At 62.5% G+C, this 14,586-nt stretch carries 14 protein-coding genes; 8 read left to right on the top strand and 6 right to left on the bottom strand.

Features of this window, described 5'->3' with window-relative positions:
* Window positions 1–11 precede the first annotated feature (11 nt).
* On the top strand, window positions 12–443 hold the full coding sequence (locus tag BUB23_RS14080; RefSeq protein WP_245801274.1) for a GNAT family N-acetyltransferase: 432 nt from the start codon (window positions 12–14) through the stop codon (window positions 441–443).
* Window positions 444–453: 10 nt separating this feature from the next.
* Here the strand turns inward: BUB23_RS14080 and leuB are convergent, their stop codons facing one another.
* The 4 genes from leuB to BUB23_RS14100 are packed head-to-tail and all read right to left on the bottom strand — an operon-like array spanning window position 454 to window position 4,606.
* Entirely contained in the window at window positions 454–1,530 is a 1,077-nt protein-coding gene (gene leuB / locus BUB23_RS14085) for a 3-isopropylmalate dehydrogenase (protein WP_073103865.1), read from the bottom strand.
* A gap of 47 nt (window positions 1,531–1,577) precedes the next feature.
* The gene (gene leuD / locus BUB23_RS14090; protein WP_073103867.1) at window positions 1,578–2,177 is read right to left on the bottom strand and encodes a 3-isopropylmalate dehydratase small subunit; all 600 of its coding nucleotides are present in this window, start codon (window positions 2,175–2,177) and stop codon (window positions 1,578–1,580) included.
* A 3-nt stretch (window positions 2,178–2,180) separates the two neighbouring features.
* On the bottom strand, window positions 2,181–3,605 hold the full coding sequence (leuC, locus tag BUB23_RS14095; protein WP_073103869.1) for a 3-isopropylmalate dehydratase large subunit: 1,425 nt from the start codon (window positions 3,603–3,605) through the stop codon (window positions 2,181–2,183).
* A 32-nt stretch (window positions 3,606–3,637) separates the two neighbouring features.
* Window positions 3,638–4,606: a Bug family tripartite tricarboxylate transporter substrate binding protein gene (locus BUB23_RS14100; protein ID WP_073103871.1), complete on the bottom strand. Its 969-nt coding sequence runs from the start codon at window positions 4,604–4,606 to the stop codon at window positions 3,638–3,640.
* A 121-nt stretch (window positions 4,607–4,727) separates the two neighbouring features.
* On the opposite strand from BUB23_RS14100, the gene gcvA reads away from it, so the two are divergent.
* The 5 genes from gcvA (at window position 4,728) to BUB23_RS14125 (ending at window position 11,208) form a co-directional block, all read left to right on the top strand.
* The gene (gcvA, locus tag BUB23_RS14105; RefSeq protein WP_073103872.1) at window positions 4,728–5,699 is read left to right on the top strand and encodes a transcriptional regulator GcvA; all 972 of its coding nucleotides are present in this window, start codon (window positions 4,728–4,730) and stop codon (window positions 5,697–5,699) included.
* The gene (locus BUB23_RS14110) at window positions 5,696–6,256 is read left to right on the top strand and encodes a flavin reductase family protein (RefSeq protein ID WP_073103874.1); all 561 of its coding nucleotides are present in this window, start codon (window positions 5,696–5,698) and stop codon (window positions 6,254–6,256) included. The genes gcvA and BUB23_RS14110 overlap by 4 nt, the downstream gene beginning before the upstream one ends.
* Before the next feature lie 235 nt (window positions 6,257–6,491).
* Window positions 6,492–8,162, top strand: a complete 1,671-nt coding sequence (locus BUB23_RS14115; protein ID WP_073104151.1) for a ShlB/FhaC/HecB family hemolysin secretion/activation protein — start codon at window positions 6,492–6,494, stop codon at window positions 8,160–8,162.
* A 24-nt stretch (window positions 8,163–8,186) separates the two neighbouring features.
* The gene (locus BUB23_RS14120) at window positions 8,187–10,439 is read left to right on the top strand and encodes a two-partner secretion domain-containing protein (RefSeq protein WP_218599002.1); all 2,253 of its coding nucleotides are present in this window, start codon (window positions 8,187–8,189) and stop codon (window positions 10,437–10,439) included.
* Window positions 10,426–11,208 (top strand): hypothetical protein, encoded by a 783-nt coding sequence (locus BUB23_RS14125; protein ID WP_245801275.1) that lies wholly within the window; start codon window positions 10,426–10,428, stop codon window positions 11,206–11,208. Before BUB23_RS14120 ends, BUB23_RS14125 begins: the two co-directional genes overlap by 14 nt.
* Before the next feature lie 44 nt (window positions 11,209–11,252).
* Here the strand turns inward: BUB23_RS14125 and BUB23_RS14130 are convergent, their stop codons facing one another.
* Window positions 11,253–11,828, bottom strand: a complete 576-nt coding sequence (locus BUB23_RS14130) for an NADPH-dependent FMN reductase (RefSeq protein WP_073103877.1) — start codon at window positions 11,826–11,828, stop codon at window positions 11,253–11,255.
* A gap of 352 nt (window positions 11,829–12,180) precedes the next feature.
* Between BUB23_RS14130 and BUB23_RS14135 the strand changes: the two genes are divergently transcribed.
* On the top strand, window positions 12,181–12,777 hold the full coding sequence (locus tag BUB23_RS14135; protein ID WP_073103879.1) for a DUF6088 family protein: 597 nt from the start codon (window positions 12,181–12,183) through the stop codon (window positions 12,775–12,777).
* A gap of 20 nt (window positions 12,778–12,797) precedes the next feature.
* Window positions 12,798–13,496 (top strand): nucleotidyl transferase AbiEii/AbiGii toxin family protein, encoded by a 699-nt coding sequence (locus BUB23_RS14140; RefSeq protein WP_245801276.1) that lies wholly within the window; start codon window positions 12,798–12,800, stop codon window positions 13,494–13,496.
* Between the two features lie 119 nt (window positions 13,497–13,615).
* Here BUB23_RS14140 and BUB23_RS14145 read toward each other — a convergent pair whose 3' ends face one another.
* The gene (locus tag BUB23_RS14145; protein ID WP_073103881.1) at window positions 13,616–14,566 is read right to left on the bottom strand and encodes a DMT family transporter; all 951 of its coding nucleotides are present in this window, start codon (window positions 14,564–14,566) and stop codon (window positions 13,616–13,618) included.
* Window positions 14,567–14,586: the final 20 nt, after the last annotated feature.

A 14,586-nucleotide genomic window follows, 5' to 3' on the forward strand; every position in this document is an offset into this window, starting at 1 on the left:
AGGGGCTTGCATTGAGCCGTATTAAAGTCATTCTAGGGGACTGGGCATCCTGCCAGCGGGATGCCATGCTCATACGCTACGAGGTCTTTGTGCAGGAGCAGCGCGTTCCCGTCGAAGAAGAGCAGGATCTCGAAGACCCGCATTGCGTACACGCGGTGGCGTATGACGAGCGGGGCGCCGCGGTGGGAACCGGGCGCCTGCTGCGCAATGCGCATATAGGCCGGATGGCGGTCCTGGCGCCGTATCGCGGCCGGGGCGTGGGTTCGCTATTGTTGACCGCGCTGGTGAACGAGGCGCGGCGGCGGAAGTATCTGGAGGTCGTGCTGGCGGCCCAGTTGCACGCCCAGGCGTTTTATGCCGCCCACGGTTTTGTCGCCGAGGGCGGTGTGTTCCTGGATGCCGGCATCGAACACGTTACGATGCGGCATGCCCTGACCGCCTGAAAGCATGGTCCTAGGCGCCGCTGGCTATCGCGGCGGCCACCGCGTCGCCCATTTCCGAAGTGCCCACCTGCTTGCATCCGGGCTGGGCGATGTCGCCCGTGCGATAGCCGTCGGCCAGCACCTTGCGCACGGCGCGTTCGACGCGATCGGCATTGCCGGGCTGATTGAACGAGTATCTCAGCATCATGCCCATGGAAAGTATGGACGCGATCGGATTGGCCAGGTTGCGGCCGGCGATATCCGGCGCCGTGCCATGCACGGGTTCGTACAGGCCTTTCTGGTCCAGCGCCAGCGATGCCGATGGCAGCATGCCGATGGAACCGGTCAGCATGGCGGCGGCGTCCGAGAGTATGTCGCCGAAGATATTGCCGGTCACCATGACGTCGAACTGCTTGGGCGCGCGCATGAGCATCATCGCCGCGGCGTCGACGAACAAATGCGTCAGTTCGACGTCCGGGTATTCCCGGGAAACGCGCGTGACCACTTCGCGCCACAGCTGCATGGTCTCCAGGACATTCGCTTTGTCGACCGAGCAGACCTTGCGGCGGCGCTGCCGGGCCGTCCGGAACGCCACATGCGCGATGCGCTCGATTTCCGATTCCGAGTAGCGCATGGTGTTGTAGCCTTCGCGCTCTCCGGAGGGCAGGGTGTGGATGCCGCGCGGTTCGCCGAAATAGATGTCGCCGGTCAGTTCGCGCAATATCATCAGGTCCAGCCCCTCCACGATCTCGGGCTTCAGGCTGGACGCACCCACCAGTTCGGGGAACAGGAAGGCGGGGCGGAAGTTGGCGAACAGGCCCAGTTCTTTGCGCAGGCGCAGCAGGCTTGCGCCGGGGCGCATGGCGTAAGGGATGGTTTCGTCGCCCGGGACGCCGGCGGCGCCGAACAGGATGGCGTCAGCGGCGCGCGCGATCTCGGTGGTCGCGGGGGGCAGCGGGTCGCCCGCGGCTTCTATGCCCGCCGCGCCTATGGGCGCCTCGATCAATTCCAGCGCCGCGTCCTGGCCCAGCACCGCGCGCAATACCTTGACGGCTTCGGTCGTGACTTCTTTGCCTATGCCATCGCCTGGCAGGACTGCAATTTTCATCAAATGTTCCTCGAGAATAAACGGTGGGTGGCCATGCGCGCCTGCCGCTATGGATGCGCGGCGGCGTAGCGCTGTTCGAACGCGGTGATCTGGTCGGCCTTTTGCAGGGTGTAGTCGATTTCGTTCAAGCCTTCGACCAGGCATTTCTTTGAAAAGGCGTCGATATCGAATCGATAGACGGCGCCATCGGGGGCCGCAACAGTCTGGGCGGGAAGGTCGACGACAAGGCGCATGCCTGGCTCGGCCTGCGCCATTTCCAGCAGGTGATCGACCGCCGCGGCCGGCAGGACCACCGGCAGCAGGCCGTTCTTGAGCGCGTTGGAGAAGAAAATGTCGCCGAAGCTGGGCGCGATCACGGCGCGAAAGCCATAATCGTGCAAAGCCCATACGGCGTGCTCGCGCGAGGAGCCGCAGCCAAAATTGTCTTGCGCGACCACTATCCGGGCCTCGCGGTAAGGCGGCGCATTCAGCATGAAATCGGGATTTTCCTTGCCTTCTTTATCGAAGCGCAGATCGCGGAACAGGAACTGGCCGAAATCGTCCGAGCGCGGCTTTTGCAGATAGCGGGCGGGAACGATCTGGTCGGTATCGACATTGGATCGGGGGACGGGCAATGCCGGGGCGTCGAGATGGGGAAAGGGTTGCATTTTTCAGTTCCTGGCTGGAAGTTGCCGCACATCGACCAGGTGGCCGGCGATGGCCGCGGCGGCCGCCATGGCGGGGCTCATCAGGTGGGTGCGCGAGCCCGGGCCCTGGCGTCCGACGAAATTGCGGTTCGAGGTCGAGGCGCAGCGCTGTTGCGGCGCCACCAGGTCGCCATTGGTGGCCAGGCACATGGAACAGCCGGCATAGCGCCAATCGAATCCGGCGTCGCGGAATATCTTGTCCAGCCCCTCCCGCTCGGCCTGCGCCTTGACCAGGCTGGAGCCGGGCACCACCCAGGCCTGGACGCCCTGGGCGATATGGCGCCCCCTGGCCACGGCGGCGGCGCTGCGCAGGTCTTCGATGCGGCCGTTGGTACAGGACCCGATGAACACGCGGTCGACGGCGATGTCGGTCAGCAGGGTGCCGGGCTCCAGGCCCATGTAGGCCAGGGTGCGCGTCATCGCATCGCGCCGCCCGGCGTCTTGCGCGGCGCGAGGGTCCGGCACGCGCCCCGAAATCGGCAGGGCGTCCTCGGGGCTATTGCCCCATGTGACCATGGGCGCGATCTCGTCGGCGTGCATGGCGACTTCGCGGTCGAATTTGGCGCCTGGGTCGCTGGGCAGGGCGCGCCAGCCGGCCAGGGCGGCGTCCCAGTCGGCCCCGGCCGGGGCGTAGGGGCGGCCCTTGAGCCAGGCAAAGGTGGTGTCGTCCGGGGCTATCATGCCGGCGCGCGCGCCGGCCTCGATCGACATATTGCAGACAGTCAGACGCCCTTCCATGGACAGGGCCGTGATGGCGGGGCCGGCATACTCGATGACATGCCCGGTCGCGCCGGCGGCGCCGATGCGGCCGATGATCGCCAGGATGATGTCCTTCGCCGTGACGCCGTCGGCGATGCGGCCGGCTATGGTCACGCGCAGCGTTGCGGGCTTGCGCTGCCAGATCGATTGCGTCGCCAGCACATGGGCGACCTCGGAGGCGCCTATGCCAAAGGCCAGGGCGCCCAGCGCGCCGTGGGTGGAGGTATGGCTGTCGCCGCAGACGATCAGCGACCCCGGCAGGCTCAGGCCCTGCTCCGGCCCCACGACATGCACTATCCCCTGGCGGGGGTCGTCCAGCCCGAAGAATTCTATGCCCCCCTCGGCGCTGTCGCTGCGCAGCGCGTTGACCATGGCCCGCTTTTCCGGGTCGGCGATATCGGCCAGGTCGCGGCTGCCGGTAGGCACGTAATGGTCGGGCGTCGCGAAAGCGCGCTGCGGCGCGCGCAGCGGCAGGCCTTGCTGGCGCAGCATCTCGAATGCGGGCGCCGAGCCGTCCTGGACCAGGTGGCGATCCACATACAGCAGGCTCTGGCCGTCTTCGCGGCGCAGTATTTCATGGCGCGACCAGATTTTCTCGAACAGGCTGCGGGGCGGAGAGGCTATGGGCATGATGTCTACAGTATGGGTTGCGGGGTCGGGGCTCAGTCGAGCTTGGCGCCGGACAGCCTTACGATGCTTTCGTAGCGCTCGGTTTCGGAAGCCATGAAAGCGCCGAATTCCTCAGGGGTGCCGCCGCCCATTTCAGCGCCGTAGTCGGCCATCTGGGCGCGCAGTTTCTTGTCGGACTTGAGCACTTCGTTGGCCTCGCGATTGAGCCGCTCGATGATGGGGCGCGGCGTGCCGGCGGGCGCCATCAGGCCGTACCAGGACGAGGCGTATATGGGCAGGCCCAGTTCGGCGAAGGTCGGCACATCCGGCAGCGCCGGGTTGCGCGCTTTCGATGCCACGGCCAGCGCCCGCAGCTTGCCGCCCGCGATCAAGGGCAGACAGGTGGTGGTGTCGAGCATCAATGAAATCTGGCCCGCCATCAGGTCACTCTCGGCCGGCGACGTGCCTTTGTAAGGCACGTGGACGATCTCGATCTTGGCGGCGCTCATGAACTGCACCGCGGCCAGGTGCTGCGAGGAGCCGACCCCTCCCGATCCGTAGTTCAGCTTGCCGGGATTGGCCCTGGCATAGTCCACCACGTCCTGCATGCTCTTGAATGGCGATGCCGTGGGAACGACCAGGATATTGGGAACCGACGAGACGAACATGATGGGCGCGAAATCCTTGACCGGATCGAAGCCCAGCTTGGAATACAAATGGACATTGACGGCATTGGGGCTGATCGAGCCCATCAGCAGGTTATAGCCATCGGGTTCGGCGCGCGCAGCGATGGCGGTGCCGATATTGCCGCCCGCGCCGGCCCGGTTGTCCACCACGATAGGCTGACCCAGCCTTTTCGAAAGCGGTTCGGCCAGGATGCGGCCCATGGTGTCCACGCCGCCGCCCGGCGGCCAGGGCAGGTACATGCGGATGGAGTGAGTGGGATAAGTTTGCGCCTGGGCTGCGCAAGCGCAGCTGAAACCAAGCAGCATTCCAGCCAGCCACATATGTATTTTATTCATGATAGAAGTCTCCTTTGGGTTTTTATAATTCTGCCTTGCCATTCTTGAATAAAAGGAGGCCTCTGGCAAACACAATTAAGGCATAATAGATATGAGCAAAACTCATGCCTGGAGCCGCCCTATGCGTCGTTTGCCTCCCTTGAATGCCTTGCGCGCGTTCGACGCCTCGGCGCGCAACGCCAGCTTTACCCGCGCCGCCCAGGAACTGTGCGTGACCCAGGGCGCGGTCAGCCGCCACGTCGGCGCGCTGGAAGACTGGCTGAAAATCAAATTGTTCGAACGCGGGCGCTACGGGATAGAGCTCACCGCCCAGGGCAGCGCCTATTTCCGCACGATCAAGAATGCGCTGGACCAGATCGAATACGGCAGCCAGCAATTGCGCCAGAGTCCGGATGAGAACCGGCTGCGCATCAAGCTGCCGCCGACCTTCGCGATCCGCTGGCTGGTGCCGCGGCTGGCCCGTTTCCATGCCTTGCACCCCGGCATCGACGTCCAGATCACGACGTCTCACCAGCGCGCCGACTTCGACCGGGAGGACGTGGACGTCAGCATACATTCCGAGGCCCGGCATCCCGGCGCTTCCGCCGCGAGTTCGAGGTATCTGTATTTGTTCGGAGAAACCTTGCTGCCGGTATGCGCACCCGGCCTGCTGAAGCGGGAGCCGGCGCTGTCGGCGCCCGGCGACCTGGCCGGCCATGTCCTGCTGTGTTCGATGAATCGCCCGCTGGACTGGCCGACCTGGCTGGAGGCGGCGGGGGTCGGGCACATAGACGGCAACAGCGGGCTCAAGTTCGAGAATGCCGCGCTGGCGTACCAGGCGGCCACGGACCAGTTGGGCGTGATGGTGGCGCAGCTGGCCTTCGTCAATGATGATCTGGCTTCCGGCCGCCTGGTGGCGCCTTTCGGCTTGCGGGTGGCGACCTCGGGCGCATACTATCTGGCTTATCGGGCGGATGTTCCCAAGCCGGCCCGCGTACAGCTGTTCGAGGACTGGATTCTTGCCGAAGCGGACGCCATGAACCGGCAATTCGCCGGCCAGGGCGGCGTCGGCGCCACCATGGCGGGGCTGCCCGCCAGCGAGGCCACACCATGACCAAGCATGCAAAGAAGATCGATCTGCCGGTCGAATTGATCCGGCGCTATCTCGAACCGGGCCCCATCGTGCTGGTTTCGTCGGCCTGGCGCGGCGAACGCAACATCATGACCATGGGCTGGCATACCGTCATGGAATTCAGCCCATCGCTGGTGGGCTGCGTGATCTCCAGCGGCAATCACAGCTTCGAGCTGATCCGGCGTAGCCGCGAGTGCGTGATCAACGTGCCGACCACGGCGCTGACCGACGAGGTCGTGGGCATAGGCAATACCTCAGGCGCTTCGGTCGACAAGTTCGAAAAATTCAAGCTGACCGCGGACCCCGCGCAAGCCGTGCAGGCGCCTTTGATCCGCGAATGCCACGCCAGCCTCGAATGCCGGCTGGCCGACGACGCGCTGGTCGGACGCTACAACTTCTTTATCTTCGAAGTCGTGAAGGCGCACGTGAACGCGACGCCGAAATACCCCGAGACGCTGCATTACACCGGCGATGGCGTGTTCATGGTGTCGGGCAAAACCATCAGCCGCCGCGCGCAATTCACTCCGGACAAGCTGTAGGGGGAGAGGGCGTATAGCGGGCGAGGGCGCAGTCATCATCACGCTGTCGGACATGACAGCCGGCCATATGGCGGGTAGCGCGGCGGCTGCGATATGTTGTAAGGAAAACTGTTTTTTTCTCGACAGTTGATTTCTGCTGCGTACAATCCCGACACAGCCGTAACGATGCAGTGAGATCACCGGCGAAGGCACAGGAAAAATTCATTCCGAATATCCCGTGCTCATAAAAGGCCCCATGCTCCGACCCAAATTATCGTTGCTGGCTCTGGGACTGCTGCTGTCCTCCGGACAAAACGCCGCTGCCGTTGAATTTCCGAACGCAGGAAGCCAGATCCAGCAAATCCCGCCTGCCCCCACCCTAGAAAAAGCACCACCGCAAATCCGCATCCAGCAGAAAAACAAGGCTGAAGCCGGCGTCCCGGACGACATGAAAATCCGCGTGGATGCCCTGCATCTTACCGGCGCGCATGTGTATACCGATGCCGAGCTGCTGGCGCTTACCGGCTTTGAACCGGGCCGTGAATTATCCCTGGCCGACCTGCGCGGCATGGCCGCGAAAATCACCGATCACTACCACAAGGACGGCTACTTCCTGGCCCAAGCCTATCTGCCCGCGCAGGACATCAAGAATGGCGCGGTGACGATTGCGGTGCTGGAAGGCCAGTTCGGAAATATCCAACTGCGCAACAACACCAACTTATCGGACAGCCTCATCAACAGCCGGCTCCGCGGCATCGATAGCGCGGATACCATCAACATCGAGCCGCTGGAGAACCGTCTCCTGCTGCTTTCAGACATTCCGGGCGTGAACGTGAGCTCCACCTTGACGCCGGGCGCGACACTGGGGGCGTCTGACCTCATTGTCGACGTGGACCCGGGACGGCGCGTCACGGGCAGCGTCGATGCCGACAACGCAGGCAACCGCTACACCGGCGAGTACCGGGCCGGGGGAACCGTCAATTTCAACAACCTGCTGGGGCGCGGCGATGTGGCTACGCTGCGGGGGGTGACTTCGGGGCGCGGCTTGAACTATGGCCGGGCGTCTTACCAGATGCCGTTTGGCAAGGCGACGCTGGGGGTCGCCTATAGCCGGCTGGGCTACAGGCTGGGCAAAGAGTTCGATGGCCTGGACGCCCACGGTACCGCGGACATTGCGAGCGTCTATGGCAGCTACCCCTTGATCCGTTCGCGCAACACCAATCTGTCGGTGCAGCTTGGATATGACCACAAGCGTCTCCGGGACAGGGCGGAGCAGTTTGTCAGCAACAGGAAAGCCGACGCGGTCAGCTTGAGCCTGCTGGGCGATCATCGTGACAATTTCGGCGGGGGCGGACTGAGCGCCTTTTCGCTTACGGGCACCACGGGCAGGATCAATATTCAAACACCCGAGGTGAGGGCATACGACGGGATCACGGCGCATAGCAACGGCCATTACAACAAGCTCGGCTTCAGCGCCATGCGCTTGCAGAATTTGACGCGATCAGTGTCCTTGTATGCGGGGATCAATGGGCAGTTCGCTTCGAAGAACCTGGACAGCTCCGAAAAAATGAGCCTGGGTGGAATAAACGGTGTGCGGGCCTACCCCGAAGGCGAGGCCTGGGGCGACGAAGGTTATGTCATCAATGTCGAGGCGCGCTGGCTTTTGCCGCAGTTTGCCGCGAACCAGCTGGGCCAGGTGCAACTGATTGCCTTCGCCGACACCGGCACCACCACCGCCCACAAGAACCCCTGGTTTCCCGGGCCGAACCGCAGAACCCTGAGCGGCGCAGGCGTGGGCGTCAATTGGATGGACTACAACAATTTCGCGGTCAAGGTTTCGTACGCGCGCAAGCTGGGCAATGCCGAGACCTTGTCGGCTCCGGATAAGAACGGACGTTTCTGGGTCCAGCTTGTCAAGTACTTCTGAAATCACTATCTGGCAGCAACTCACTTGAGCGCAAGCATAATGGCACACCCGCAGGTTTCAATCTCGAAAACGCTTACCCTGTTTGCAGCGCTGGCCTTCGGTTCCGCGGCCTGGGCCCTGCCCACGGGCGGCGTGGTCGTCGAAGGCGGCGCTGGATACGCGAACGATGCGGCCAACGCGATGACCGTCACCCAGTCGACCGCCAAGGCAATAATCAACTGGCAGGGCTTCAGCATAGGGCCGGGGGAAACGGTTCGTTTTCAGCAGCCTGACGCCAGTTCGGTAACGCTCAACCGCGTAACGGGCTCCGACCCGTCCGCCATCATGGGCAATCTTACGGCCAACGGGAAAGTATTCCTGGTCAATCCCAACGGCATTCTTTTTGGACAAAATGCCTCGGTCAATGTGGGCGGCCTGGCCGCCTCCACGCTCGGGATCGCGAACGCCGACTTCATGGCGGGCAACTACCAGTTGTCGGGCGCCAGCCATGGTTCCGTTGTCAACCATGGAACGATCAGCGTCAGCGATGGCGGCTATGTCGCCTTGCTGGGCGCGACCGTGAGCAACCATGGCACCATAGTGGCCAGGCTGGGCACCATCGCCTTGGCAGCCGGCAACGCGGTCACGCTCGATGTCGCGGGCGACAAGTTGCTGAATGTCGCCGTCACCCAGGGCGCCGTCGACGCGCTGGCGGAGAACGGCGGGCTGATCCGGGCCGACGGCGGGCGCGTGCTGATGACGACGCAAGCAGCCGGCAGCCTGCTGTCCAATGCGGTCAACAACACTGGCGTGATCCAGGCGCAAACCATAGAGAACGTCGGAGGCACGATCAAGCTGCTGGGCGGCATGCAAAACGGCGCAGTGAACGCGGCCGGCATACTGGACGCCAGCGCGCCCGGCGGGGGCAATGGCGGCTTCATCGAAACGTCCGCCGCGCATGTCAACATCGCGGATGGCATTCGCGTCACTACCGCCGCGCCCACCGGGCTGACGGGGACCTGGCTGATCGACCCCCAGGATTTCATCATCGGCAGCGGCGGCAATATCTCCGGTTCGACGCTAAGCGGCCAACTGGTCGCCAACAATGTCATCATCGATACGGCGACCGGACCCGGCGCGGCGCTGGCGGGCAATGGCGATATCTACGTCAATGAGGCGATCGTATGGACGGCGAGCGGGAGTCCGACGACCCTGACATTGAATGCCGTCGGCGATGTGCACATCAATGCGGCGATTTCCGCCACCGATGGCAACCTTTCAGTATGCTGCGGGCGCGATATCAATGTGGCCGCAGATATTACGACGGTCGGGGGCAGCGTCTTGTTGAGCGCCGGACGCGACGTCAACATGAATGCCACCACGACGACGACGAATGGAAACATCATGATGTGCGCGGCCAACGATGTGAACGTGAATGGAACAATCACGCTGACCAACGGCACGCTGGACGCTGCGCGCAGCCTGGGCCTGCCTGAAGGCCTGGTGCTCAGCGCCGGTTATGGCGGCACCGGCCCAGGGCCTACTGGCGGCACCGTGGTCTTTGGGCTGGCCGCGCCCCCTGCCACGGTCACAGACGCTTCGGTCTCGATCAACTACAACCCCGTTTCATACGCGGCGCCCACGGATTATTCGGGCCGCTTCACGCTGACACGCGCGATCTTGACTCAGCGCATGCTGGTGTTCGCCGATGGCGGCGACAAAGTCTTTGACGGCACGACAGGCACGGCGCTTTCCTCCTTGAAGGGCAATCCCGCCGGTGTGGAACTGGTCGCGGGCGCCGGCAGCTCCGCCAATTTCGATACGGCGGACCCGGGAACCGGCAAGACGATCATTTACAGCGGCTACAGCCTGGCTGGCGCCAACGCCGGCGATTATGTCTTGGCGATCAATTGCTGCGGGCCCGTCTTTGCGAGAACAACGGGAAGCATTATCGCGGCGCTAGCACCGCCCCCGGTGGGCGTGCCCGGTCCTGTCCCGGTCGTGCCTGCGCCCGTTGTCCCGGGCCTGGTATTGCCGAACGGCCAAGTGGTTCCCGGGGCGCTGGCGCCCGACGGAACGCCGCTAGCGTCCTTTCCATTATGGCCGATAATCCAGCCGGTGCCGCCGGCCAGCGTTCCACCCGGTCCTGTACCTTCCTGGATGGGGCCGCCCATGGTGGCGCTGCTGGTCGCGCCTCCGGCCAGCCCGCCGTCCATGATACTGGTGCAGGAGCAGCCGGCTGCGCCGCCGCCTCCGTATGTCGCTCCTGTTTTCCGCCCCAAGCATGAGCGCAACTAAGCGTTCGCGCCCGGGCCTGGCGGCAATCACGCCAGGCCTGGGCCTGGCCCTTGCCTGTTTCTTCCTTCATCCCATGGCGGCCGCTCAAGACAGCCGGCAAGACCCGGCCCGGGCCCGTCCGGCCCTCGCCCGGGAAGAGGCGCGGAAACCGGCTGTGGAAGGAATCATGCCCCCGCCCGCCCGCAAGGCCGGGCGGGCGGATTTCCTGGAAGAGCGGCCGTCGCCGGACAGCCGCTACATAGCGGACTGGGTCGTCGACTCGGGCGATAACCAGGGCATGCCGTTCATCATTATCGACAAGGTGCGCGCGATGGCCTTTCTGTTCGGCGCCGAAGGACAACTGCGCGGCGCCGCGCCCGTACTGCTTGGCGCGGCGCTGGGCGACGATTCCGCGGTCAATATCGGGACGCGCAAATTGGCGGACGTCCGCCCGGATGAGCGCACGACGCCCGCGGGCCGATTCGTGGCCTCGCTGGCCAGGAACCTGCATGGCAAGGAGATACTCTGGGTCGACTACGAGGCAGGCATCGCCTTGCATCGCGTCGCGACATCCAATGCCAAGGACCGGCGCCCGCAGCGCCTGGCCACTGCAACACCGCTGGACAACCGCATTTCGTATGGCTGCATCAATGTCCCCGTTACCTTCTACGAGAACGTGGTAAGCCCCGCGTTCACCGGCACTAACGGTATCGTCTATGTCCTGCCCGAAAGCCGATCCGTCCGCAAGGCGTTCGGGTCCTATGACGTCCAGGCCCGCCGCGAAGGGTGAAATAATGCCGCGGCTGCTCCATGAGTTTCGCGCCGCGGCCGGCGTTACTGGCCTGGCGCGCGCATCGGCTTCAAGGCCTGCGCCCATTTATAGAGTTCATCGAGCATCGCCTGCGCGGAATTGTCGATAAGCTCGTTCGACTTGAAATTCCTGTTTTCATCGAGCAGCGTGGCCACCATAGGCACGGCGACCCCTTCGACCATGGGCATCATCTTCAGCGTGGTGACCAGCTGCTTTTCCAGCTGGACCGCGCGCATGCCGCCGGAAACGCCGCCGTAGCTGACGAAGCCGCAGGGCTTGTAATTCCATTCGTTGTAGAGGTAATTGAGCGAATTGCCGAAGGCGGGCGGCGGGCAGTAATTGTATTCCGGCGTCACGAACACATAGGCGTCCGCGCTGGACACGCTGGCGCTCCACTTCTTGGTATGTTCGTTCTCGTACTTTTGCAGCCGCGGGTGCAGCGGCTCATCATACAGCGGCAGGTTGAAGTCGGCCAGGTCGATCAGGGTCGTGTCGAACCCCGCATGCCGGGCCGCGACCTCGTTGAACCAGCGGGCCACCGAGGGCCCGACCCGCCCGGGGCGGGTACTGCAGATAATGACCTGAAGCTTGAGCGGCATATTGAGTTCTCCATTGAATTGAGTGCTGCGGCCAGGCGAAATGCTTTCATCGCGAATTGCAGTGTAAAACCAGGCAGGCCATTAATCCACTGATTATCCCCTTAGCGTCCGAGCGATAGCTGACGGCTTGCACCAAGCCGGGGCCGGCTTTTCCGGGAAATCAGGATTCCGCGGCGGCAAACCTGACCGCAACCCTCGCAAGGCTGCGTGCCTATGCCGCAACCGGTTACAGATCGGGCAATTCGTGCGGAGCGTGGCTTCCTTACGGTGCTCGTTGGTTGCAGCGAAGGGCATGCAGCCACTTCCAATATGTCAGAAACTGATGTATCCTTTCTTACTATTAAGGCACCCTATGAATACGTTACCTGAAACCATCCTGCAGCAAGCACAATCCCTCCCCGAAGGAGGTATCCTGTCGCCCAAGGAGTTTCTGCATCTTGGTGGTCGTGCTGCCATTGATCAGGCGTTGTCCCGTCTGACCAAGACGGGAAAGCTGCTTCGCGTGGCGCGTGGCGCCTATGTCGCCCCGGTGCCCAGCCGGTTCGGTCCGCGCGCCCCGGCCCCCGAGAAAGTAGTCCAGGCGCTGGCCGAGCAGAGTGGCGAAATTGTCGTACCGCACGGTGCCAGCGCTGCCAACACTCTAGGGCTGACGCAACAGGTTCCCATTCGCGAGGTGTATCTCACGTCAGGTCGGACACGAAAACTGACGCTTGGCCGCTCGGAAGTCCTGGTCAAGCATGCTCCTCGCTGGATGCTGGCTCTGGGGACGCGGCAAGCAGGCGCGGCAGTGCGCGCCCTGGCATGGATGGGACCAACGCATGCCAGTGAGTCCCTGGCTTCATTACGCCACACACTTTCAAGCACTGAGTGGCATACCTTGATCGCTGCACGCGCAATCCTACCGGGCTGGATGGCCCAGGCCATCGGCGCCGAGGCAATTCGTGGCTGAGTCCTTCTTTGAGCTCGGCCATGAAGACCAACATGAAGCGCTGGAATACGCCCGCGCCCAATCAGGCCGCCCGGCCCACCTTCTGGAAAAAGATATCTGGTGGTCTGGGCGCTGCGCGCGCTCTTCAACTCGCCATTATCAAACTGGCGCAGGGCACCGGTTATGTGGCGCCAGTCGTAACACTGGAGTTCGGCGGCCGTGCCACAGGCGAACCTCACCAAGTGCTTCAAGTCGCCTGCGACATCGCAGAATACCTGCCTGACGTATGCTTCCCGACCGCCTCGCCACTGGTGATGAGCGTCGCCCGGACCTTCTGGGAAAAGGCGACGGCAGCGCATGTCTTCTGTGCACAGGGACGGATTCGTAGCGAACGCTATGCGCGCCACTGGCACGATCTGGCTGCGATTGCGCGCAGTCCACATTTCAGAGTTGCCATTTCAGATCGCGATGTGGCCACAGCGGTCGCACGTCATAAGTCCTGCTTCTTCATCGAGAAAGATGCACAAGGGCGTGTGATTGACTATCACGCTGCAACTGCCGGCGGTTTAAAGGTTGTGCCCCAAGGCGAAGCAAAAAAAGCTTTGGCGAGGGACTATAAAGCTATGCTTGCCGACGAAATAATGATCAGAAATGCCTTACCTTTCGACGAGCTACTGAGAGAATGCGCCGGATTCGAGGTCAAGGTGAATGAGGCCATCACGACCGCTTCTTGTCGTTGATAAATCGGCTGAAGGGCGGCAAGAAGGTGTGCCAGATTCCAAGCCACAACCGGCTCCGGCGCTTGATCGCACGAAAATCAATCGAAAAAATTATTGCGAGCGATTCGGGCGTAAGAGGATCATGATGCTTCCCCATTACGGACAAGCCAGCGAGCGGGCAATTTCGTGATAGCGAAACAAGCTAGCAGTATTCCCGAATAAATGATTAATTCGCGCGAAATGGCATGGCTTTCGTACCAAGCGCCGATGATGATGGCGATTACCGGGAAGATGATGAACACGAACGAGAGGACAATAGGACGCAGTCGCTTCAGGAGTACAAAGTAAACAATGAATCCACCTACCGAGGCGACTATCCCCAGATAAACAAGCGCGCCCCAAGACCTGACGCTGATCTCCGAGAAGTCCGGACGCTCGATGATAAATCCGGTGAGCGTCAGCAGGACGCCGGCGATGCCGATCGGCAGCGTGTTGTAGGTGATGACACTGATGTCAGCGCCGTCTTTCTTTGTCAGCACATAGGCCAATCCGTGCATGATGGCGGCGGCAAGAATGGCGGCAACGCCGAATATCCCGGCGTAGTCCAGATGCAGGCCTTGCGACACAATGATCATGTAGAGCGCAAAAAAGCCGATCCCGATGCCGAACACCTGGAATAGGGCGATGCGTTCCTTCAGAAGGACAGCCGAAAAGATCAGTATGAACACAGGCATGGCGCTAAATAGCAGCGCAGTCAAACCCGATGAAACGAACATCTCTCCATGGTTGAGCAGATAGTAGGGAATCGTGAAGTAGCCCAGGGTCACGAAGGCGAAAAATCCCCGCTTGCCTTTAGGAAAATAGAGAGGCTCTCGGCAGACCAGCGTCAGAGCCAGGAACAATGGAAACGCAATGAGAAAGCGCAGGCCAGCCGCCGTGAGGGGCGGAACGGTTTCGACGGCGATCTTGATGCCCAGCCATGTCGTGCCCCAGCTCAGACATACGATGGCAAAAAGCACGCAAGTAACCGCGATGGCGGCCCAGGAGCGATGCGCGCTTTCCAAGGCAGAGGGTGCAAGAGACGTTGACATAGATGCCGTGCTTCCCATAA

Source organism: Pollutimonas bauzanensis, assembly GCF_900129885.1.
Lineage (GTDB): Bacteria > Pseudomonadota > Gammaproteobacteria > Burkholderiales > Burkholderiaceae_B > Pollutimonas > Pollutimonas bauzanensis.